The organism is Stutzerimonas stutzeri (genome assembly GCF_002890915.1).
In the GTDB taxonomy this organism is placed as follows: Bacteria; Pseudomonadota; Gammaproteobacteria; order Pseudomonadales; family Pseudomonadaceae; genus Stutzerimonas; species Stutzerimonas stutzeri_AF.
The window spans coordinates 13938-37054 of record NZ_POUT01000005.1; the positions used below are offsets into that span (position 1 = coordinate 13938).

The 23117-nt window shown below is 68.1% G+C and carries 17 protein-coding genes; 9 read left to right on the forward strand and 8 right to left on the reverse strand.

The window, feature by feature from the left end:
* Positions 1-18: 18 nt before the first annotated feature.
* Complete coding sequence (locus CXK94_RS10570) at positions 19-906, reverse strand: LysR family transcriptional regulator (protein ID WP_102894321.1); 888 nt, start codon at positions 904-906, stop codon at positions 19-21.
* A 149-nt stretch (positions 907-1055) separates the two neighbouring features.
* Between CXK94_RS10570 and CXK94_RS10575 the strand changes: the two genes are divergently transcribed.
* A complete protein-coding gene (locus CXK94_RS10575; protein WP_102894322.1) occupies positions 1056-2099 on the forward strand; it encodes an NAD(P)H-dependent flavin oxidoreductase in 1044 nt (347 codons plus the stop codon).
* Between the two features lies 1 nt (position 2100).
* Here CXK94_RS10575 and fni read toward each other — a convergent pair whose 3' ends face one another.
* A complete protein-coding gene (fni, locus tag CXK94_RS10580) occupies positions 2101-3141 on the reverse strand; it encodes a type 2 isopentenyl-diphosphate Delta-isomerase (protein ID WP_102894323.1) in 1041 nt (346 codons plus the stop codon).
* A 136-nt stretch (positions 3142-3277) separates the two neighbouring features.
* On the opposite strand from fni, the gene CXK94_RS10585 reads away from it, so the two are divergent.
* The 4 genes from CXK94_RS10585 to selO all read left to right on the forward strand — a co-directional run bounded on the left by CXK94_RS10585 (position 3278) and on the right by selO (position 11959).
* Complete coding sequence (locus CXK94_RS10585; protein ID WP_102894324.1) at positions 3278-5095, forward strand: acyl-CoA dehydrogenase; 1818 nt, start codon at positions 3278-3280, stop codon at positions 5093-5095.
* A 135-nt stretch (positions 5096-5230) separates the two neighbouring features.
* Entirely contained in the window at positions 5231-6976 is a 1746-nt protein-coding gene (locus tag CXK94_RS10590) for a potassium/proton antiporter (RefSeq protein WP_037044274.1), read from the forward strand.
* 137 nt (positions 6977-7113) lie between these two features.
* Positions 7114-10407 carry a mechanosensitive channel MscK gene (gene mscK / locus CXK94_RS10595; protein WP_102894325.1) on the forward strand — a complete coding sequence of 1098 codons (3294 nt, stop codon included), beginning with the start codon at positions 7114-7116 and terminating at the stop codon, positions 10405-10407.
* Between the two features lie 91 nt (positions 10408-10498).
* Positions 10499-11959 carry a protein adenylyltransferase SelO gene (selO, locus tag CXK94_RS10600; protein WP_102894326.1) on the forward strand — a complete coding sequence of 487 codons (1461 nt, stop codon included), beginning with the start codon at positions 10499-10501 and terminating at the stop codon, positions 11957-11959.
* Positions 11960-12055: 96 nt separating this feature from the next.
* Here the strand turns inward: selO and CXK94_RS10605 are convergent, their stop codons facing one another.
* The 5 genes from CXK94_RS10605 to CXK94_RS10625 form a co-directional block, all read right to left on the reverse strand.
* A complete protein-coding gene (locus CXK94_RS10605; RefSeq protein ID WP_102894327.1) occupies positions 12056-13249 on the reverse strand; it encodes a hybrid sensor histidine kinase/response regulator in 1194 nt (397 codons plus the stop codon).
* Between the two features lie 2 nt (positions 13250-13251).
* Entirely contained in the window at positions 13252-13854 is a 603-nt protein-coding gene (locus tag CXK94_RS10610; RefSeq protein WP_102894328.1) for a chemotaxis protein CheB, read from the reverse strand.
* Positions 13851-14669 carry a CheR family methyltransferase gene (locus tag CXK94_RS10615; protein WP_102894329.1) on the reverse strand — a complete coding sequence of 273 codons (819 nt, stop codon included), beginning with the start codon at positions 14667-14669 and terminating at the stop codon, positions 13851-13853. Before CXK94_RS10615 ends, CXK94_RS10610 begins: the two co-directional genes overlap by 4 nt.
* 1 nt (position 14670) lies before the next feature.
* On the reverse strand, positions 14671-18162 hold the full coding sequence (locus CXK94_RS10620) for a response regulator (RefSeq protein WP_102894330.1): 3492 nt from the start codon (positions 18160-18162) through the stop codon (positions 14671-14673).
* Positions 18163-18354: 192 nt separating this feature from the next.
* Positions 18355-18513: a YqaE/Pmp3 family membrane protein gene (locus CXK94_RS10625; protein ID WP_037045204.1), complete on the reverse strand. Its 159-nt coding sequence runs from the start codon at positions 18511-18513 to the stop codon at positions 18355-18357.
* A 456-nt stretch (positions 18514-18969) separates the two neighbouring features.
* On the opposite strand from CXK94_RS10625, the gene CXK94_RS10630 reads away from it, so the two are divergent.
* Positions 18970-19962 (forward strand): SDR family oxidoreductase, encoded by a 993-nt coding sequence (locus CXK94_RS10630; protein ID WP_102894331.1) that lies wholly within the window; start codon positions 18970-18972, stop codon positions 19960-19962.
* Positions 19963-19967: 5 nt separating this feature from the next.
* Here CXK94_RS10630 and CXK94_RS10635 read toward each other — a convergent pair whose 3' ends face one another.
* The gene (locus tag CXK94_RS10635; RefSeq protein WP_037038016.1) at positions 19968-20165 is read right to left on the reverse strand and encodes a hypothetical protein; all 198 of its coding nucleotides are present in this window, start codon (positions 20163-20165) and stop codon (positions 19968-19970) included.
* Positions 20166-20417: 252 nt separating this feature from the next.
* Here CXK94_RS10635 and CXK94_RS10640 point away from each other — a divergent pair, with 252 nt between their 5' ends.
* The 3 genes from CXK94_RS10640 to CXK94_RS10650 are packed head-to-tail and all read left to right on the forward strand — an operon-like array spanning position 20418 to position 23052.
* On the forward strand, positions 20418-21791 hold the full coding sequence (locus CXK94_RS10640) for an NfeD family protein (protein ID WP_102894332.1): 1374 nt from the start codon (positions 20418-20420) through the stop codon (positions 21789-21791).
* A complete protein-coding gene (locus CXK94_RS10645; protein WP_037037898.1) occupies positions 21781-22539 on the forward strand; it encodes a slipin family protein in 759 nt (252 codons plus the stop codon). Before CXK94_RS10640 ends, CXK94_RS10645 begins: the two co-directional genes overlap by 11 nt.
* On the forward strand, positions 22540-23052 hold the full coding sequence (locus tag CXK94_RS10650; protein ID WP_037037900.1) for an LEA type 2 family protein: 513 nt from the start codon (positions 22540-22542) through the stop codon (positions 23050-23052).
* Positions 23053-23117: the final 65 nt, after the last annotated feature.

Consider the following 23117-nt stretch of genomic DNA (forward strand, 5'->3'; position numbering starts at 1 on the left):
CCGAAACAGCCGGCAAGCTTACCCGCTGAGCGGGCTTCGCGCGCGCATCAGTTCCAGCAGCAGCGCCAGCGGCGGGTGCTCGCCCGCATCGCGTCGGCGCACCAGCAGGGTGGTGGTCGCCCCCAGCTCCGCCGCGATCGGCTGGTACTGCACCAGATGCCCGCGCGGGTGGCGTTCGAGCAGGCTGCGCGGCAGCAGGCCGACGCCCATGCCGGCGGCAATGCCGGCGAAGATCGCATCGATCGAGCCGTAGCTCTGCCGTGCCGCCACCTGGAGCCCGCGGCGCGCTGCCCAGCGTTCCAGGCGTTCGCGATAGTGGCAGCCCTGCGGGAAGCCCAGCAGCGTCTGCGGGCTCTGCTCGAGCCGCTCGGCCTCGCGCCCCAGCGGCAACACCAGCATCAACTCCTCCTGCCAGATCGGCAGGCAGTCGAGCTGGGCATGCTCGAACGGGCCGCCGATCAAGCCGGCATCCAGCTCGCCAGCCAGCACGCCTTCGACCAGGCGCCGACTGGGCCCGGTGCTCAGCTGCAGATTGACCTTCGGTGCGCGCCGATGAAAGGCGGCCAGGACTTCGGGCAGACGCACCGCCGCGGTGGTTTCCATCGAGCCCAGGCGCAGCCCGCCGGTCCAGACATCCTCCTGCACGCTGCGCCAGGCCGCCTGGCAAAGCTGCTCCAGTTGCTCGGCGTGAGGTAGCAGGCGCTCGCCGGCCGGGGTCAGCCGCAGGCGCTGGCCCTGGCGCTGGAACAGCCGGGTATCGAGCTGCTGCTCGAGCAGCCGCAGGCGCGCCGAGACATTCGACGGCACGCAGCTCAGGCGCGCACCGGCTGCGCTGAGCGAACCTTCGCGCGCCACGGCGAGGAAGAACTTGAAGAGCTGCGGGTTGAGCCGCTGCCAGGCACCCATCGATCCTTCACCAATCGTGAAAATTGACTGCAATATTTTTCACTAACCCTCCACAGGCGACAACGACTAAGGTGCGCACGACGACCGCACCAGCCGTCCGGATCGCCCGGGCGCTCATCGAGTCGGTCACCACCGTAACGGAGCACGTCATGTCCCTCAAATCCCTGCTCGGCATCGAACTGCCCATCATCCAGGCGCCCATGGCGGGTGCGCAGAACCATACGCTGGCGGCGGCGGTCTGCGAGGCCGGCGGCCTGGGCTCGATTCCCGCCGGGATGCTCGACGCCGCGGCGCTGGAGGCCGAGCTGAGCGCCCTCGAGGCGCTGACCGACAGGCCCTACAACGTCAATTTCTTCTGTCATCGGACGCCGGCCGCCGAACCGGCGCGCATCGACGCCTGGCATCGCCTGCTGGCGCCATTGCTGGCCGAATTCGACGTCGATCCGGCCAGCATCCCCAGCGGCGCGACCCGCCAGCCGTTCGACGCGGCGATGGCCGAGGTGCTGGAACGGCACCGGCCGGCGATGATCAGCTTCCACTTCGGCCTGCCGGAAGCGCAGCTGCTGCAGCGCGCGCGCGCCACCGGGGCGAAGATCGTCTCCAGCGCCACTACGCTCGCGGAAGGCCGCTGGCTGCAACAGCACGGCGTCGACGCGGTGATCGCCCAGGGGCTGGAGGCCGGCGGCCATCGCGGCATCTTCCTCGGCGAGGACCTGACCACCCAGGTCGGCACCTTCGCGCTATTGCCGCAACTGGTCGCCGCGCTGGACGTGCCGGTGATCGCCGCCGGCGGTATCGCCGATGCCCACGGCGTGGCGGCGGCGCAGGCGCTGGGCGCCGCCGGCGTGCAGCTCGGCACCGCTTATCTGCTGTGTCCGGAAAGCCGTGCCAACCCGTTCCATCGTGCCGCCCTGAAGAGCCCGCAGGCCGCGCATACCGCACTGACCACACTGTTCAGCGGCCGTCCGGCACGCGGCATCGTCAACCGCATCATGCGCGAACTCGGCCCGCTGCCCGACGGCGTGCCGCCTTTCCCGCTGGCCGGCAACGCCATCGGCGCGCTACGAGCGAAGACGGAAAGCCGCGGGCTGGATCACTGCACGCCGCTCTGGGCCGGGCAGAACGTCAGCGGCTGCCGGGAAATCCCCGCGGCCGCCCTGACCCGCGAGCTGGCCGCCGGCTGGCGCGGCTGATTCAGCCCGCCGCCCGCACCAGCGGCGCCCGGGCCAGCGCAGCGAGGTCGGCCGAGCCGGTGCAGAAGCAGACGATGCGCAGCTGTTCGGTCAGCACGCGGAAGTGCTCGACCACCGCCGCGCTGGAATCGAGCGCGCTTTGCAGCACGGCGGCGGCCTGGCCGACCAGGTTGGCGCCGAGGGCGATCGCCTTGGCCGCGTCGATGCCGTCGCGAATGCCGCCGGAGCCGATCAGCGTGGCCTGCGGGCAGGCCCGGCGCACCGCCTGGATCGCCTCGGCCGTGGGGATGCCCCAGCCGGCGAACGCCTCGGCCACCGCACGCTGCTGCGCACTGGCCGCGCGCGCCGCCTCCACCGCCGCCCAGCTGGTGCCGCCGGCCCCGGCCACATCGAGCACGTCGACGCCAGCCTCCAGCAGCCGTCGCGCCACGTCGGCCGAAAGCCCGGCGCCGACTTCCTTGGCCACCAGCGGTACCTCCAGCGTGCGCGCCAGCCGCTCGATGGCCTGCAGCACGCCGCGCCAGTCGCGATCGCCGCCCGGCTGCACGGCCTCCTGCAATGGGTTGAGGTGGATGATCAGCGCATCGGCCTCGATCATCGCCACCGCGCGCCGCACCTCGTCGAGGCCATAGCCGCGCACCAGCTGCGCCGCGCCGAGGTTGGCCAGCAGCGGCACGTCCGGCGCCAGCCGGCGCAGCTCGCCGGTCAGGCCGTGGTTGGCCGCGCCGGATTCCAGCGCCACGCGCTGCGAGCCCACGGCCAGGGCGATACGCAATTCCTGCGCGGCTTCGGCCAGGTGCCGGTTGATCGCCGCCGCCCTTCGCGCGCCGCCGGTCATCGAGCTGATCAGCAGCGGCGCGGCCAGCGGCCGGCCGAACAGCTGCGTCGAGAGGTCCACCGCATCCAGGTCCAGTTCCGGCAGGGCGCAGTGCTCGAAACGCCAGGTATCGAAGCCGCTGGGCGACGGGCGGCGCTCGTGCGCCGGGTCGAGGACGATGTCCAGGTGGTCGTTCTTGCGTGTCGTCAGCTCGTTCTCGGTCATGCTCGTGCCCCCCTACTGCCATGCCCGCAGGATGCCAGAAGACGCGCGGTTTTATGCACTATCACCCGAATGTATGGAGCTAGGCAGCGGCGCCGCCGCCTCCTTAGACTCGAACGCATAAAAACGGAGGTTGACCATGACCGAGACCCTGCTCTGCCCGCGCAATCTGGCGTTCGAACTCTACGAGGTGCTCGATGCCGAGGCGCTGACCCGCCGCGCGCGCTTCGCCGATCACAACCGCGAGACCTTCGATGCCGCCCTCGGCACCGCGCGCAGCCTCGCCGAGAAGTACTTCGCGCCGCACAACCGCAAATCCGACGAGCATGAGCCGGTCTACCAGAACGGCGAGGCGCTGCTGATCCCCGAGGTCAAGCCGGCGGTCGACGCCTTCATCGCGGCCGGATTCCACAACGCCCAGCGCAGCTTCGAGGACGGCGGCATGCAGCTGCCGAACCTGCTGTCGCGGGCCTGCTTCGCGCATTTCCAGGCGGCCAACATCGCCACCAGCTCCTATCCGATGCTGAGCATGGGCGCCGCGCACCTGATCGAGACCTTCGGCAGCGACGAACAGAAGCGCCGCTTCCTGCAGCCGATGATCGAAGGCCGCTTCTTCGGCACCATGGCGCTCACCGAGCCGCATGCCGGCTCGTCGCTGTCGGACATCCGCACCCGTGCCGAGCCGGCCGGCGACGGCAGCTACCGCATCCGCGGCAACAAGATCTTCATTTCCGGCGGCGACCACGCGCTGTCGGAGAACATCGTGCACATGGTGCTGGCCAAGCTGCCGGACGCGCCGCCCGGGGTGAAGGGCATCAGCCTGTTCATCGTGCCGAAATTCCTGGTCAACGACGACGGCAGCCTCGGCCCGCGCAACGACGTGCTGCTGGCCGGGCTGTTCCACAAGATGGGCTGGCGCGGTACCACCAGCACCGCGCTGAACTTTGGTGACAATGCGGGGGGCGACAACGGTGGGTGCGTCGGCTACCTGGTGGGCGAGCCGCACAAGGGCCTGGCCTACATGTTCCAGATGATGAACGAGGCGCGCATCGGCGTCGGCATGGGCGCGATCATGCTCGGCTACGCCGGCTACCTCTATTCGCTGAACTACGCCCGCGAGCGCCCGCAGGGCCGGCTGCCGGACGGCAAGGACCCGACCTCGGCGCAGGTGCCGATCATCGAGCACACCGATGTCAGGCGCATGCTGCTGATGCAGAAGGCCTATGTCGAAGGCGCCTTCGACCTGGGCCTCTACGCGGCGCGCCTGGTGGACGACCAGCACAGCGCCGAGAGCGAGCAAGAACGTCACGATGCCGGCGAACTGCTCGACCTGCTGACGCCGATCGTCAAGTCCTGGCCCTCGGAGTTCTGCCTCAAGGCCAACGAGCTGGCGATCCAGGTGCTCGGCGGCCACGGCTACACCCGCGAATACCCGGTGGAGCAGTACTACCGCGACAACCGCCTCAACCCGATCCACGAGGGCACCCACGGCATCCAGTCGCTGGACCTGCTCGGCCGCAAGCTGATGCAGAACCAGGGCGCCGGCCTGCACCAGCTGCTCGGGCTGATCCAGGCCAGTTGCCGGCGTGCCGCCGAGCACGCTGCGCTGAGCGCGCTGCGCGAGCCGCTGGAACGGCACGTCGCCCGCCTCGCCGAAGTGACCCAGGCACTGCTCGGCGACCTCGCCGCCGGCCAGGTGAACCAGGCGCTGGCCAACTCGGCTTTGTATCTAAAAGTGTTCGGCCATGCGGTGATCGGCTGGCGCTGGCTGGAGCAGGCGCTGCGCGCCGAGCGCGGGCTGGCCGAGGGCAATCCGGCCGACGCCGACTTCTACCGCGGCAAGCTGCAGGCCGCGCGCTACTTCCTGACCTGGGAAGTGCCCGGCTGCCAGCACGAACTGGCCTTGCTGCACAGCCGCGACGACACCTGCCTCGCCATGCGCGACGCCTGGTTCTAGAGCCTCGCCATCGTCGCCAGGCACGCCCCGCGCTGGCGGGGCGCTTTTTTGACAGCCCGTCAAATCGTCAGGTTAGAATCGCTGGCATATCGCATGCATGAATGCGAAGGCAGCTTCCTCTAACGGAGATTTCATTTGGACGTCGGCAGCATCAACCACCTGTTCTTTATCGGTGCCCTGTTGGTTGCTGCCAGCATCCTGATGAGTTCGCTGTCGACCCGTCTCGGCGTGCCGATCCTGGTCATCTTCCTTGCCGTGGGCATGCTCGCCGGGGTCGACGGCATCGGCGGCATCGTCTTCGAGGACTACCAGCTGGCCTTCGTCATCAGCAACCTGGCGCTGGCGGTGATTCTCCTCGACGGCGGCATGCGCACGCGCACGACGACCTTCCGGGTCGCGCTCAAGCCAGCCTTCTCGCTGGCCACCCTGGGCGTGGCGATCACCTCGGGGCTGACCGGGCTGGCGGCCGCCTGGCTGTTCGAGCTGCCGCTGCTGCAGGGTCTGCTGATCGGCGCTATCGTCGGCTCCACCGACGCCGCCGTGGTGTTCAACCTGCTCAACGGCAAGGGCCTCAACGAACGGGTCGGCTCGACCCTGGAGATCGAATCGGGCAGCAACGATCCGATGGCGATGTTCCTCACTGTCGCCCTGATCGACATGCTCCTCGCCGGGCGCACCACCTTCGGCTGGGACTTCCTGCTCAGCCTGGTCCAACAATTCGGTATCGGCACCCTGCTCGGCCTGGGCGGCGGCTGGCTGCTGCTGCAACTGATCAACCGGCTGTCGGTGGCCGACGGCCTCTACCCGCTGCTGGCGGTCGCCGGCGGGCTGATGATCTTCGCCCTCTCCGGCGCCATCGGTGGCAGCGGCATCCTGGCGATCTACGTCTGCGGGCTGCTGCTGGGCAACCGCCCGATCCGCAACCGCCACGGCATCCTGCACATGTTCGACGGCCTGGCCTGGCTCAGCCAGATCGGCATGTTCCTGGTGCTCGGCCTGCTGCTGACGCCCAGCGAACTGCTGCCGATCGCCCTTCCGGCGCTGGCGCTGTCGCTGTGGATGATCCTCTTCGCCCGGCCGCTGGCGGTGTTCGTCAGCCTGCTGCCGTTTCGCAGCTTCCACCTGCGCGAACGGCTGTTCATCTCCTGGATCGGCCTGCGCGGCGCGGTGCCGGTGATTCTCGCGGTATTCCCGCTGATGGCCGGGCTGGAGAACGCCCAGCTGTTCTTCAACGTGGCGTTCTTCATCGTGCTGGTGTCGCTGCTGCTGCAGGGCTCGACGCTGGCCTGGGCGGCGAGGAAGGCCAAGGTGGAAGTCCCGCCCTCGCCCTCGCCGATCTCCCGCGCCGGCCTGCAGATTCACGCCACCAGCCAGTGGGAGCTGTTCGTCTACCGCCTGGGTGCCGGCAAATGGTGCATCGGCGCCGCGCTGCGCGAGCTGAAGATGCCGCCCGGCACCCGCATCGCCGCCCTGTTTCGCGGCCGCGAACTGCTCCACCCGTCCGGCAGCACCCGCCTGCAGGCCAACGACATCCTCTGCGTGATCGGCCACGACGAGGACCTGCCGGCACTCGGCAAGCTGTTCAGCCAGGCGCCCAAGCGCGGCCAGGACCTGCGTTTCTTCGGCGACTTCATTCTCGAGGCCGACGCCCAGCTGAGCGCCATCGCCGCGCTCTACGGGCTCAAGCTGGGCGATGTCGACGGCGCGCAGACAATCGGCGCCTTCATGGCCGAACGCGTCGGCGGCCGCCCGGTGGTCGGGGACCAGGTCGAATGGAACGGGCTGACCTGGACCGTGGCGGCGATGGACGCCGGCGAGGTGCGCAAGGTCGGCCTGAAGTTTCCCGAGGGCGACAAGCCCGGCCCGCAGCTGCTGTTCTAGCGGCGCGCGGGCACGCCTCGGGCCGCGCCGTTCCGGCAGGCGCCCGGCGACCGTGTGGCCCGACCTGCGGACTCGCGCTCGGCCGGCGCAGCCCGTAGACTCCGCACTTCTTCGTCATCCGCGTACCCGCTGCCTCCATGTCACTCCTGCGCACCCTGTTGCTCGCAACGTTCTGCCTGCTCGCCGGCCCCCTGCACGCCCAACCGCTGGACAGCCTGACCGGCACCCCGCCTGCCACCGAGGGCGAGGCGAAATCCGCACAGGTCCCGCTTGCCGAACAGACCCAGAACCTGCTCCAGCAGACCGAGGCCAGCACTACGCGCCTGGAGGAACTGAAGACACTGCTGGCGCAGGCGCCGAGGGAGATCGCCGACGCCCAGCGCGAACTGGCCAGGCTCAAGGCCAGCCCGGCGGAAGATCCCGCCCAACGCTATGCCAGGCAATCGGTCGAGGCCCTGGAGCAACGCCTGAGTGCACGGGTCGACGAGCTGTCCGAGTGGCAGAAGCAGCTCAGCGCCGCCAACAGCATGATCATCTCGGCGCAGACCCGCCCCGAACGCGCGCAGGCGCAGATCGGCACGGCGCAGACGCGCATCCAGGACGTCAACAACCTGCTCAAGAGCGGCCGCGAATCGGGCAAGCCGCTGAGCGAGGAACGCCGCGCCCTGCTGGAAGCGGAGATCGGCTCGCTCAACGCGCAGATCGAACTGCGCCGCCAGGAACTGGCCGGCAACGGCCTGCTGCAGGACCTGGGCAAGAGCCGCCGCGACCTGCTGGCCGAACGCATCGCCCGCGCCGAGCAGGAAACCCAGGCGCTGCAGGGCCTGATCAACGAGAAACGCCGCGCCGAATCGGAACAGACCGTGGCCGAACTCTCGGCGCGGGTGCAGCAGGCCGGCTCGGACAAGCTGCTCGCCGCCGAAAGCGCCGAGAACCTCAAGCTTTCCGACTACCTGCTGCGCGCCACCGAACGGCTGAACCGGCTCAACCAGCAGAACCTGCAGACCCGCCAGCAGCTCGATACGCTCAACCAGACCGACCAGGCGCTGGAAGAACAGATCTCCGTGCTCGAGGGCAGCCTGCTGCTGTCGCGTATCCTCTACCAGCAGAAGCAGGCGTTGCCGAGCCTGCAGCTGGACAAGAACCTCGCCGACGACATCGCCGACATCCGCCTCTACCAGTTCGAACTCAACCAGCGCCGCGAAACCGCGGGCAACCCCGGCGCCTATGTCGAGCAGTTGCTGGCGCGGCAGAAGCAGGAGGACGTCACCCCCGAGCTGCGGCGGACGCTGCTGGAACTGATCAATACCCGCAGCGAACTGCTCGACCGCCTCAACCGCGAACTGGACGCGCTGCTCAACGCCTCGATCACCCTGCAGCTGAACCAGAAACAGCTGCAGGACACCGCGCGCGCGCTCAGCGACACCCTGGACGAGCAGATGTTCTGGATTCCCAGCAACAGGCCGCTGGATCACAACTGGCTGCAGGGCGCGCCGCAGCGGCTGAAGGCCCAACTGGCGGCGATGCCCTGGCTCTCGGCCGTGCAGGAGCTCGGCGCCGGCCTCAAGGAGCGCCCGCTGTTCTTCCTGCCGCTACTGCTGCTGATCGCCGCCCTGTTCTGGTGGCGCAACAAGATCGACGCCAAGCTCAGCGCCCTGAGCGGCGAGATCGGCCATTTCCGTAACGACAGCCAGTTGCATACGCCGCTGGCGCTGCTGCTCAACCTGCTGCTGGCGCTGCCCGGCGCGCTGTTCCTGGCGCTGTGCGGCTACCTGCTGCAGATGGACGCGCGCGGACAGAACTACGTCCTCGGCGCCGCACTGTTCGAGATGGCCCAGGCCTGGCTGGTGTTCTACAGCGCCTACCGCATGCTGTCGCCGGGGCGCGTGGCCGAGGTGCACTTCGGCTGGTCGCGCCCGCAGGTCGCCTTCCTGCGCAACGAAATCCGCCGCCTGGGCATGATCGTGGTGGCCCTGGTCGCCGTCGTCAGCGTGGCCGAACACCAGCCGGCACGGCTGGCCGACGACGTGCTGGGCATCCTCGTGGTGCTGACCTGCTTCGCGCTGATGAGCTGGCGCCTCAACCGCCTGCAGCTCAAGGGCCCGTCGAGCCAGAACGCGCCACCGCTGCGGCTGATGATCGGCCTGTTGTTCAGCGTGCTGCCACTGGTGCTGATCGTCGCCGTGGGTTTCGGCTACTACTACACCGCGCTGAAACTCACCGACCGGCTGATCGACACGCTCTACCTGCTGATGATCTGGATCGTCGTCGAAGCCGCGCTGGTACGCGGCCTGACCGTGGCGGCGCGGCGCCTGGCCTACAAGCGCGCACTGGCCAAGCGCCAGGCGCAGGCCGACGAGACCGGCGACGCGCTGGAGTTCCAGGGCGAGCCGGGGCTGGATATCGAGCAGGTCAACCAGCAGTCGCTGCGCCTGACCCGGATGGCCATGTTCGGCCTGTTCCTGGTGGCGCTGTACTGGGTCTGGTCGGACCTGATCTCGGTGGTCTCCTACCTGGACAACATCACCCTCTACGAATACACCAGCGGCAGTGGCGAGACCCTGACCACCTCGGCGATCAGCCTGAACAACCTGCTCGGCGCGCTGCTGATCATCGCCATCACCGCAGCGCTGGCACGCAACCTGCCGGGCCTGCTGGAAGTCATGGTGCTGTCCAAGCTGCGCCTGGCGCAGGGCAGCGCCTATGCCACCACCACGCTGCTGTCCTACGCGCTGGCCGGCTTCGGCATCGTCGCCACGCTGTCGACCCTCGGCGTCAGCTGGGACAAGCTGCAGTGGCTGGTGGCGGCGCTCTCGGTGGGCCTGGGTTTCGGCCTGCAGGAGATCTTCGCCAACTTCATCTCCGGCCTGATCATCCTCTTCGAGCGGCCGGTGCGCATCGGCGACGTGGTGACCATCGGCAACCTGTCCGGCACGGTCAGCCGCATCCGCATCCGCGCCACCACCATCACCGATTTCGACCGCAAGGACATCATCGTTCCGAACAAGACCTTCATCACCGGCCAGCTGATCAACTGGTCGCTGAGCGACACCGTGACCCGGGTGACGCTCAAGGTCGGCGTCGCCTATGGCTCGGACCTGGACGCGGTGCGCCGGCTGCTGCTGCAGGCGGCGCGGGACAACCCGCGGGTGCTCAAGGAGCCGGAACCGCAGGTGCTGTTCCTCAACTTCGGCGAGAGCACGCTGGACCACGAGCTGCGCATCCACGTGCGCGACCTCGGCGACCGCAACCCGGCCACCGACGAGATCAACCGCTTCATCGACCGCGAATTCAACAAGGCCGGCATCAACATCGCCTTCCGCCAGGTCGACGTGTTCCTGAAGAACTTCGCCGGCCAGCAGCTACAGCTCAGCGCGAGCACCAGGCCCGCCGACGACGGGGCGAAGCCGGCGGCTGGCGACCAGGCCTGAGGAACACCCAGGCGCCTCGCGGCCTCCAACGTCCTGAACGGGCCCGGCCTCGGCCGGGCTATCCTTGCCTGCATGCCGTGCCGGAGGCGACTTGAAAACCCTGACCCAGCTCCGCTTCGACAACCGCTTCGCCCGCCTCGGCGACACCTTCTCCACCCAGGTGTCGCCGCAGCCGCTGGACACGCCGCGGCTGATGGTGGCCAGCGAAGCGGCGATGGCGCTGCTCGACCTGGACCCAGCCGAGGCGCAGCAACCGCTGTTCGCCGAACTGTTCTCCGGGCACAAGATCTGGTCCACCGCCGAGCCGCGGGCGATGGTCTATTCCGGCCACCAGTTCGGCAGCTACAACCCGCAACTGGGCGATGGCCGCGGCCTGCTCCTCGGCGAGGTGATCAACGACGCCGGCGAGCACTGGGACCTGCACCTCAAGGGCGCCGGCAAGACGCCCTATTCGCGCATGGGCGACGGCCGCGCCGTGCTGCGCTCGTCGATCCGCGAGTTCCTCGCCAGCGAACACCTGCACGCGCTGGGCATTCCCAGTTCGCGCGCCTTGTGCGTGGTCGGCTCGGACACCCCGGTGTACCGCGAGCGCCAGGAGCGCGGCGCCATGCTGCTGCGCCTGGCGCCCAGCCACGTGCGCTTCGGTCACTTCGAATTCTTCTACTACACCCGCCAGCACGCCGAGCTGAAGCAGTTGCTCGACCACGTCGCCGAGGCGCATTTCCCCGAGCTGCTGGAACATCCCGAGCCCTACCACGCGCTGTTCCGCCAGGTGCTCGAGCGCACCGCCGCGCTGATCGCACGCTGGCAGGCCTACGGCTTCTGCCACGGGGTGATGAACACCGACAACATGTCGATCCTCGGCATCACCTTCGACTTCGGCCCCTACGCCTTCCTCGACGATTTCGACGCGCGCTTCATCTGCAACCACTCCGACGACAGCGGTCGCTATTCCTTCGAGAACCAGGTGCCCATCGCCCACTGGAACCTCGCCGCGCTGGCGCAGGCGCTGACGCCCTTCGTCGACGTGAAGGTGCTGCGCGAAACCATGGCGCTGTTCCTGCCGCTGTACCAGGCCGAGTGGCTGGACCTGATGCGCCGGCGCCTGGGCTTCAGCCAGGCCGAGGATGGCGACGAGCCCCTGGTGCAGCGCCTGCTGCAGTTGATGCAGGACAGCGCGGTGGATTACACCAACTTCTTCCGTGAACTCAGCGAACGGACGCCCGACCAGGCCCTGCCGCGCCTGCGCGAGGATTTCGTCGATATCAAGGGGTTCGACGCCTGGGCCGAGGATTACCGGGCGCGAACCACCCGCGAAGGCGGCAACCCGGCCGAGCGCCAGGTACGCATGCAGGCGGTGAACCCGAAATTCATTCTGCGCAACTACCTGGCCCAGCAGGCCATCGAGGCGGCGGAACAGGGCGACTATGGCCCGGTGCGCGAACTGCACGCGGTACTTTCGCGCCCCTTCGACGAACAGCCCGGTATGCAGCGCTACGCCGAACGCCCACCGGAGTGGGGCAAGCACCTGGAGATCAGCTGTTCGTCCTAGGCGGCAAGCCGCTTGCAAGATCACTATGTAGGAGCGGGCCGCGCCCGCGATTCGCGCGCACGGCGCGCTCCTACGCATTACGCCCCAGCGGCGGCCCTAGCCCTCACCCAGCGGCAACAGCACCCGGAACAGCGAGCCCCGCCCTTCCTCGCTCTCCACCTCGATGTGCCCCCCGTGCGCCTTGACGATCTGGTCGGCGATGAACAGGCCGAGCCCCAGCCCGGCGCTGCCTTCGCTGCCTTCGGCGCGCTCGAACTGGCAGAAGATGCGCGTCAGGCTCTTCGGACTGATGCCGATGCCATGGTCGCGCACTTCGATGCAGGCGCCCTCCGGGCATGGCGCAACGCTGACCTGAACCAGCTTGCCGGCGCCGTAGCGCATCGCATTGGTCAGCAGGTTGGCCAGCACCTGCTCGATGCGGAACCCGTCCCAGACGCCCAGGATCGGCGCGCTCTTCTCCAGTTGCAGCTGGCAGCCCTTGGCCTCCATCTGCGCGGCAAAGCTCTCGACGACGTTGCCCACCAGCTGCGCGAGGTCGAAGCGCGAGGGGCGGATCGACAGCTTGCCGGTGCGGATGCGCGAGACGTCCAGCATGTCGTCGATCAGGCGGATCAGGCTCTGGATCTGGCGCTCGTCCTTGTCCACCATGCTGCGCAGCTTGCGCTCGTCGAACGCGGCGAGGTTGTTGCGGCTCAGTTGCAGCTTGCGCAGCTGCACCTCGAGAATCAGCGTGTTCAACGGCGTTTTCAACTCGTGCGAGACGACCGACATGAAGTCGTCACGCATGCGTACGGCGTTTTCCAGCTCCGCCTTGGTATTGCGTAGCTCGTCGAGCAGCACCTCCTGCTCGCGCCGACTTTTCTCCAGCGCTTCGAGCTGGCGCGCCAGGCGCTTGCGACTGCGGTACAGGTCGACGAACACGCTGACCTTGCTGCGTACCGCATGGGCATCCAGCGGCTTGTGCATGAAATCCACGGCGCCGCTCTCGTAGCCCTTGAAGGCATAGTCGAGCTCGCGGCCGGCAGCGCTGACGAAGACGATGGGGATCTGCTTGGTGCGCTCGGTGCCGCGCATCAGCTCGGCCAGCTGGAAACCGTCCATGCCGGGCATCTGTACGTCGAGAATGGCCAGGGCGAACTCGTGGCGCAGCAGCAGTTCCAGCGCCTGCTCGGCCGACTCGGCCTGGTGCACGTGGATGCCGGGCGCCTGCAGCAGCGCATCCAGTGCCAGCAGGTTCTCCGGCAGGTCATCGACGATCAGCAGGTTCACCTCGTCGGTACGGTCGGGCATGGTCACTCCAGTTCTCGCAACAGTCGATGGATGTCGCGCAGGGGCAGAATATGATCCGGCGCAAAGCGCTGGAGCGCAGCACGGGGCATGGTCGCTACCGCGGCCTCGGCGGGGTCCTGGATAACGGTCAGTCCGCCGCTGCGGTGGATCGCCTCGAGGCCGGCGGCGCCGTCCTCGTTGGCGCCGGTGAGCAGGACCCCCGCCAGGTTCGGCCCCCAGGCGTCGGCCGCGGATTCGAACAGCACGTCGATGGAAGGCCGCGAGAAATTCACCGCATCGTCCTGGCTCAGCGACAGGCTGTGATCGCTTTCGACCAACAGATGGTAGCCGGGCGCGGCAAAATACACCGTGCCGCCGCACACCGCTTCCTTGTCGTCGACTTCCTTGACCGTCATCGCGGTCTTGCGCTGGAAGATCTCGGCCAGGTGCGTCGGCCCTTGGGCCGACACGTGCTGGACCACCAGCAGCGGCAGACGGAAACCGGCAGGCAGGCCATGCAGCACGACACTCAGCGCCTCCAGGCCGCCGGCCGAGGTGCCGATCACCACGGCGTCGACCGGAGGCTGGCGCTTACCGCGCAAGATGGTCCGCGCAACGCTGCTCATAGCTTGCGGAAGATCCTCTCCTGTTTGTCGAACGGCTCGTAGAGTCCGGCATAGGCCGAGAATTCGACGGTTTCCTTGCTGCCCAGGCCGAGGAAACCCCGGTGGCAGAGCGATTCATGGAACAGGCCGAAGGCACGGTCCTGCAGCGGCTTGTTGAAGTAGATCAGCACGTTGCGGCAGGAGATCAGCTGGGTTTCGGAAAATACGCTATCGGTCGCCAGGCTGTGATCGGCAAAGGTAACCTTTTCTTTCAATGCCTTATCCATGATCGCCGAGTCATAGGCGGCGGTGTAGTAGTCGGAAAAGCTGCGCGTGCCCCCGGCCTGCTGGTAATTGGCGGTGTACTGGCGCAGGTGTTCGATGGCGAAGATGCCCTGGCGCGCCTGCTCCAGCGAGCGCGGGTTGATGTCGGTGGCATAGATGAGCGAGCGTTCGAGCAGGCCCTCTTCGTGCAGCAGGATGGCCATCGAATAGACTTCCTCGCCGGTACTGCAGCCGGCGATCCAGATCTTCAGCGACGGGTAGGTGCGCAGCACCGGCACCACCTGCTCGCGCAGCGCCCGGTAGTAGCCGGGGTCGCGAAACATCTCGCTGACCGGGATGGTCAGGTATTGCAAGAGGTCCATGAAGGCCTGGGCGTCGTAGAGAATCTTGCGCTGCAGCGCGGAGATGTTCCCGCAGTTCAGTTGCTTCACCGCCAAGAGCACCCGGCGCTTGAGCGAGGCGCCGGAGTAGTCGCGGAAATCGTAGCTGTACTTGAGGTAGATGGCCTCGATCAGCAGCTTGAGTTCGATTTCGACGTTGCGCTCGGGCATTTCACAGCAGCTCCACTTTCGGCAGCCAGACGCGGATCAGCGAGAACAGCCGGTCGAGGTCGATGGGCTTGGCCAGGTAATCATTGGCGCCAGCGCGCAGGCAGCGCTCCTGGTCGTCCTTCATGGCCTTGGCGGTGACGGCGATGATCGGCAGCTTGGCCAGGCGCGGGTCCTTGCGGATCTCCTGCATGGCGGTGAAGCCGTCCATCTCCGGCATCATGATGTCCATCAGCACCAGGTCGATGGTGCCGTCTTGCTGCAACCTGTCGATCGCCTCCAGGCCGTTGCGGGCGATCTCCACCCGCGCGCCCTTGTGCTCCAGCGCGCTGGTCAGGGCGAAGACGTTGCGCACGTCGTCGTCGACCACCAGGATCCTGCGTCCCTCGAAGGCCTTCTCGCGGCTGCGCGCGCTCTTCAACATCTTCTGCCGCTCCGGCGGCATGTCCGATTCGACCTTGTGCAGGAACAGCGTGACCTCGTCGAGCAGGCGCTCCGGCGAGCGCGCGCCCTTGATGATGATCGAGCGCGAATACTTGAGCAGCGCCGCCTCCTCGTCGCGGGTGAGGTTGCGCCCGGTGTAGACGATCACCGGCGGGAACGAGCAGATGTCCTCCTTGGCCATGCGCTCGAGCAGTTCGCTGCCGTCCATGTCCGGCAGCTTGAGGTCGATGATCATGCAGTCGAACACGGTGCTGCGCAGCAGCTCGAGCGCCTGCTCGCCGAACTCCACGGCAGTGATCTCGATGTCGACGTCCTCGATCAGCCGCGACATGCTCTCGCGCTGGCGAGCGTCGTCTTCCACCAGCAGGATGCGCTTGACCTTCTGCACCAGCTTGGCCTCCAGGCGGCCGAACACCGCCTTGAGTTCGTCGCGGGTCGCCGGCTTCATGGCGTAGCCCACCGCGCCCATCTGCAGCGCGGCCTCCCTGCGGTCCTCGACGGACACCACGTGCACCGGTATGTGCCGGGTCGTCGGATTTTCCTTGAGGCGCTCGAGCACGGTCAGGCCGGAATGGTCGGGCAGGCGCATGTCGAGCAGGATCGCGTCGGGCTTGTACTGGGCCGCGGTGTCGAAGCCGTCGTCGGCGTTCTGCGCGATCAGGCAGCTGAACCGCAGCTCATGGGCGAGATCGCGCAGGATCCTGGCGAACTGCGGCTCGTCCTCGATCACCAGCACGCAGCGCTCCTTGAACGGCAGGTCGTCGCGATCGTCGGGCAAGCGCGCGACCGCGGGCACGGTGCGCGCCGCCGCCGCCGGCGCCTCGCCATGCGGAGCGGCGTCGACCGGCTCGGCAGCCACCGGCGGCGGCGCAACCGGCTCGGCGAGCGGTGCCGCGCTGTAATTCTCCGGCACCAGCAGGGTGAAAGTGCTGCCGGCGCCGGGCGCGCTCTGCACGCTGATCTGTCCGCCGAGCAGTTGCGCCAGTTCGCGGGAAATCGACAAGCCCAGGCCGGTGCCGCCATAACGGCGATTGGTGGTGCCGTCGGCTTGGCGGAAGGCCTCGAAGATCGCCGCCTGCTGTTCGACCGAGATGCCGATGCCGGTATCGCTGACGGCAAAGGCCAGCTGGCCACCGGCGTGCCGCTCGACGCGCAGGGTCACCGTGCCCTTCTCGGTGAACTTGAAGGCATTGGCCAGCAGGTTCTTGAGAATCTGCTCCAAGCGATGACGGTCGCTGAACAGCGTCGACGGCAGGTCGTCGCCCAGCACCACCTCGAAGGCGAGCGATTTCTCCCTGGCCAGGGGCAGGAACAGGTTCTTCAGGCCGTCGACCAGGCGGGAGAGGATCGTCAGCTCGGGATGCACCTCGAGCTTGCCGGCTTCGACCTTGGAGATGTCGAGGATGTCGTTGATCAAGGTGAGCAGATCGTTGCCGGCCGAATAGATCGAGCGGGCGAACTGCACCTGGTCCTCGCTGAGGTTGCCTTCGGGATTGTCCGCCAGCAGCTTGGCCAGGATCAGCGAGCTGTTCAGCGGCGTGCGCAACTCGTGGGACATGTTGGCGAGGAATTCGGACTTGTAGCGGCTGGCGCGCTGCAGCTCGTCGGCGCGCGCTTCGAGCATCAGCCGGGCGTCGTGCAGGCGCCGGTTCTTCTCGTCCATCTCGTCGCGCTGGCGGGCCAGGATATCGGCCTGCTCGGCCAGTTGCTCGTTGGTCTGCTCCAGTTCGGCCTGCTGCTCTTCCAGGTGCGTCTGCGACTCGCGCAGGGCACTGGACTGCTCCTCCAGCTCCTCGTTGGCGGCGCGCAGCTCTTCCTGCTGCACCTGCAGTTCCTCGTTGAGTTGCTGGGTCTCGGCGAGCACCTTCTGCAGCCGCTGGCGATAGCGCGCCGCCTCGATGGCCGAGCCGATGGTGGCGCCGATGCGCCGCAGCAACTCGCTGTCCTCCTCGCGCAGCGGGCGCAGGAAGCCCAGCTCGATCACGCCGTTGAGCATGCCGCTGTCCTCCAGCGGCACCAACAGCACCGAACGCGGCGTGGCCTCGCCCAGCTCCGAGGTCACCTTCAGGTAATCGGCCGGCAGGTTCTCCAGCGCCAGCAGGCGGCGCTCCAGGGCAACCTGACCAACCAGACCGGAGCCGAACTCCAGGGTCCGGCCGCCCTGCAGATGAGCGGAATCGTAGGCGTACTCGGCGACCCGCTGCAGCTTGCCGTCCTGCACCACGAACAGCGCGCCGACGGCCACGTCGAGGTAATGCGCAAGGAAGCCCAGCACGCCCTGGCCCAGCGCCGGCAGGGTCAGTTCACCGATGATCGCCTCGCCCAGCTGCGTCTGCCCGGTGCGGTACCAGGCCTGCTTCTCCAGCGCCTCGGCGTGGGCCCGCTGCCGGCTCAGCGACGAGGAATAACTCGCCGACAGCGCCGTCAGGTCGCGCCGGCCGAGGAACACCAGCAAACCGCTGAAGAGCAGGCTGAACAGCAGGAAACCGCCGATCAGCGCGGTGGTGATCACCTCCGAGCGGCCGGTGAGGTCGGTACGCTTCTGTCGCTCGGTGGCAATGAATTCATTCAACAGCGCGCGCCGCTGGGTGGTCAGGCCGAGACCACGCCCGGTACGGACATAGGCGATGATCGAACGACCATCCTCGCGGCGCTCGATGGCCTGCTCGGCGAAGCCGAGCCAGCGCCGATGCAACGCCTCGATTTTCTCGATACGGCCCAGCTGCAGCGGATCGTCCCGCGAGTAATCCTTGAGCCGCTCCAGTTCGCGACCGATCGCCGCCAGCCCCTCGTGATAGGGCTCGAGGAAGGCATCCTCGCCGGCGATCAGATAGCCGCGCATGCCGGTTTCCAGTTCGGCCACCAGCCGCAGCGCCTCGTGGGCATGGGCCACGCCCCGCACCGAACGGTCGACCGCGTGGCTGACGCTGAGCAGGTAATAGACGATGGCGCTGAAGAAGAACGCACTGAGAAAACCGAAGCCCAGCGGCACGGCGACATTGCGATTGAGGATGCGCCTGAAATTGTTCTGGTCGATGAAGGACTCGCTCATCTGGCTCCCTTTGCGCCGCCCGACTGTCGAGCACATGCGCGGCGCATGCGTCCTCGGCGGTCATGCTCCGATGCTGGCGTGTTCTTGAGTGTTTGGCGCGCGATAGGTTCCGTTGCGCCCGCGTCACGCGACTCTACACGGCAAGCCCGTCGAGCACAAAAGGCCGATGACAGGCGGAACCGGCAGGCCCGCTCAGCGCCGGGCGATGATCCAGACGGCGTGGATGATGCCGGGAATGTAGCCGAGCAGGGTCAGCAGGATGTTCAGCCAGAAGGCGCCGCCGAAACCCACTTGCAGGAACACTCCCAGCGGCGGCAGCAGAATCGCACAAATGATGCGGACAAGATCCATCATGGTCTCCGTCGGTCGGATTGGGCCCGAGGGGCCTGCTCAGGAATCGACCTGACCGGCCCGGCGAGGTTCCTTATCGCCGGCCATGCCTGCCGCGGGGAAGGAACAGCGGATCGCCGCCAGCGGCAGCGACCGGAAAACCGTGGCGACTGGATAAGCCGCCGAGGGTGCCTGACAGGCACGGGAGGGGATGGACGCGAGCGGCCGGCTCGTATGCGGGCGCGCCCGATGCGTCACGCCGCTTCGCCTTTTGAGCCAAGGGCGTTGCCAAGCTTCGTCTCTTAGCCTGCTAACTATTACAGAGCCGCGCCATCGCCGCCATTGGCCGAAGGTCGATAGCCGAGTTCCCCGCTCGGGCATGCCAGCGGAGCGCGCCGGAACTCGCCGGGCGCTGCCCGGGTCGTCTCTACACAGGCGCGCCGCGCCATTGGCCAGTGCAACGGAGGGGATCCAGCGATGAGCGACGCGACCGTGGTGATCTGTGGTGCAACCGCCGGCGTCGGCCGCGCCGCCGCCCGCGGCTTTGCCGGGGCCGGCTACCGGGTCGCCGTGATCGCGCGCGGCGAACAGGGCCTGCAGGAGACTGCCAGGCAGTTGCAGGCGATGGGGGCACAGGTATTGGCGATCCCGCTCGACGTCGCCGACGCTGCCGCGCTGGACGCCGCGGCGACGCGCATCGAGGCGGAACTGGGGCCGATCGAGATCTGGGTCAATGCGGCGATGGCCACGGTGTTCGCCCCGGCCAGCGCATTGAGCGCCGAGGAAATCCGCCGCGTCACCGAGGTGACCTACCTGGGCTGCGTGCACGGCACCCTCGCCGCCCTGCGCTGCATGCGCCCGCGCAACCGCGGCACCATCGTCCAGGTCGGCTCGGCGCTGGCCTACCGCGCCATCCCGCTGCAATCGGCCTATTGCGGGGCCAAGTTCGCCGTGCGCGGTTTCACCGACGCGCTGCGCTGCGAGCTGCTCCATGACGCCAGCGCCATCCGCCTGACCATGGTCCAGCTGCCGGCGCACGACACGCCGCAGTTCGACTGGGCCCGCAACAAGCTGGGCCGGCGCGTGCAGCCGGTGCCGCCGATCCACACGCCGGAAGTCGCCGCGCGGGCCATCCTGCGCGCCGCCCGCGAGGCGCCGCGCGAACTCTGGGTCGGCAGCGCGAGCCTGAAGGCGATCATCGGCACGCTGTTGATGCCCGGCCTGCTCGACCGGCTGCTGGCCAGGCGGGCCTGGGACGGCCAGATGAGCGCCGAGGCGGAAGCGGACGGGCGCCCGGACAACCTCTTCCAGCCGGTCGAAGGCCTGCATCGCATCGACGGCCGCTTCGGCGACCAGGCCCGCCAGCAGGCGCTCGCACTCGACTCGTCGACGCCCGGCCGACTGGCGCTGGGCGCCGGCGCGCTGCTGGCGCTGGGCATCGGCCTGGTCCTCGGCCGGCGCGGGCGCTGAGGTGCTCAGCGTCGCGGCGGCTCCGCTGCGCGCTTGCGGCGGATATTGATCCAGGACAGCACGGCCAGCGCCAGCATCAGCCCGGCCATGTTGTAGTTGCCGATGGCCAGGTAGCCGAACGCGGCCAGCGTACAGGCCACCAACCCGACCCAGCGTACGGCGCGCATCAACGCCTCGACGGTCTTGTTGCGGGGCGCCGGCATCACCGCCACCTCGCCCGCATCGGCGGGCAGAACGGCCCTGCTTCTCCGGCATGGCCGTGGTCAGGATGGTGGGCGCGCATGGTCGGCTCCTTCTGCTGTCGGCACCCGCCAGGGGGCTGTGGCGGTTACCGGGCACGGGTTCGGCCGGACGCCGGCAGCGGCGAACCGGCGCAGCCACGGGTGCCCCGCCCCCGGTCGTCTACGCTGAACAGATACCGGGCCGATCGCCGAGCTGCCTGCGGAGGATAACCCATGTCTCGCCACCTGCCCCTGCGCCTGGGCTGGCTGCTGCTCCTGCTGTTCGCGCTGGCCGGTTCGGCAGCGGCCGCGGCACCGGTGACGGTGCTGCGCGTGGAGGGCGCGATCGGTCCGGCCAGCGCCGACTACATCATCCGCGGGCTGCAGCATGCGCGGGACGAAGCCGCCCAGCTGCTCGTGCTGCAGCTGGACACTCCCGGCGGCCTCGACAGTTCGATGCGCGCGATCATCAAGGAAATCCTCGCCAGCCCGGTGCCGGTCGCCACCTACGTGACGCCCAGCGGCGCGCGCGCGGCGAGCGCCGGCACCTACATGCTCTATGCCAGCCATGTCGCGGCGATGGCCCCCGGCACCAATCTCGGCGCGGCGACGCCGGTGCAGATCGGTGGCGGCATGCCCGGCGCCCCGCCACAGCAACCGGATGCCGACGAGGAGCAAGCCCCGCAGGCGCCCGGCGATGCCATGAGCCGCAAGCAGATCAACGACGCCTCCGCCTATATCCGCGGCCTCGCCCAGCTGCGCGAGCGCAATGCCGAGTGGGCCGAACAGGCCGTGCGCGAGGCGGTCAGCCTGTCCGCGTCGGAGGCGCTGGAGCTCAAGGTGATCGACTACCTGGCCAGCGATCTCGCCGACCTCCTGGCGCAGCTCGACGGCAAGACGCTGCGGACCGTTTCCGCCGAGGTGCAACTGCAGACCGCCGGCGCCGAGCTGATCGAGCACGCGCCGGACTGGCGGGTGCGCCTGCTGGCGGTGATCACCAACCCCAGCGTGGCGCTGATCCTGATGATGATCGGCATCTACGGGCTGATCCTGGAGTTCTCCAACCCCGGTATCGGTGCCGGCGGCGTGCTCGGTGGCATCTGCCTGATCCTCGCGCTCTACGCGCTGCAACTGCTGCCGGTGAACTACGCCGGGGTGGCGCTGATCCTGCTCGGTATCGCCTTCATGGTGGCCGAGGCGTTCCTGCCGAGTTTCGGCGTGCTGGGCATCGGCGGCGTCGCCGCGTTCGTCGTCGGCGCGGTGATCCTCATCGACACCGAGGTGCCCGGCTACGGCATTCCGCTGTGGCTGATCGTGCCGCTGGGCCTGGCCAGCGCGCTGCTGGTATTCGCCATCGTCGCCATGGCGTTGCGAGCGCGGCGCCGGCAACTGGTCGGCGGCGACAGCGAACTGATCGGCAGCCTGGCGGTGGTCAGCGCGGTGCAGCCGCAAGCGCCGTCGAACGGCTGGGCCCACCTGCAGGGCGAGAACTGGCAGATCCGCAGCGCCACGCCGCTGCAGGCCGGGCAGCAGGTGCGCGTAGTCGCCCGGCACGGCCTGCAACTGGAGGTCGCCCCTATGAAAGAGGAGCTGAATCATGGGTTATGAAATGAGTTTCATCGTCCTGCTGGTGCTGCTGGCAGGCCTGGTCGCCTCGGCGTTCCGCATCCTGCGCGAGTACCAGCGCGGCGTGGTGTTCCAGCTCGGGCGCTTCTGGAAGGTCAAGGGGCCGGGGCTGATCCTGGTGATTCCCGGCCTGCAGCAGATGGTCCGGGTCGACCTGCGTACCCTGGTGCTGGACGTACCGACCCAGGACGTGATTTCCCGCGACAACGTCTCGGTGAAGGTCAACGCGGTGGTCTACTATCGCGTGCTGGACGCGGAGAAGGCGATCATCCAGGTCGAGGACTACCACTCGGCCACCAGCCAGCTGGCGCAGACCACGCTGCGCGCGGTGCTCGGCAAGCACGATCTGGACGACATGCTCGCCGAGCGCGAGCAGCTCAACAACGACATCCAGCAGGTGCTGGACGCGCAGACCGATGCCTGGGGGATCAAGGTGTCCAACGTCGAGATCAAGCACGTCGACCTCGACGAATCCATGATCCGCGCCATCGCCCGCCAGGCCGAGGCGGAACGCGAGCGACGGGCCAAGGTCATTCATGCCGAGGGCGAGTTGCAGGCCTCGGAGAAGCTCATGCAGGCCGCCGAGATGCTCGGCCGCCAGACGGGCGCCATGCAGTTGCGCTACATGCAGACGCTGAGCAACATCGCCGGCGACAAGAACTCGACCATCGTCTTCCCGCTGCCCATCGAGCTGCTGCAAGGCATCAAGAACCTGGACAGGAAAGCCTGAGTGCACACATTCCACGAGCGCCATTCCCCGGCGCGAACCCTGCGCCTGCTGCTGGTGGCCTTGCTCGCACTGGCCCTGGGCGCCTGCGCCGCCCTTGCGCCGCGCGATCCGCTCAACGTCCAGGTCGCCGGCATCCAGCCGTTGCAGGGCGAAGGCCTGGAGCTGCGCTTCCTGGTCCGGCTGCGCCTGCAGAATCCCAACGACGGCGCCATCGACTACAACGGCGTCGCGCTGGACCTGGAGGTCAACGGCCGGCGGCTGGCCAGCGGCGTCAGCGACCAGCGCGGCACGGTGCCACGTTTCGGCGAAACGGTGCTCAGCGTGCCGGTGACCATCTCGGCCTTCTCCGCGGCACGCCAGGCGCTGGGCCTTGCCGAAAACATCGACATGCAGGAAGTGCCCTATGTGCTGCGCGGCAAGCTCGCCGGCGGCCTGTTCGGCACCCAGCGCTTCGTCGAGAGAGGCACCTTCGACCTGTCCCCGGTGACGGCGAATCCCTATCGCCGCCCCTGACGTGGCTTGCTGTCACCATGCGGGCCGGCGATCATTCGGCCTTTCGCGCCTTGCAGGAGCGAGCC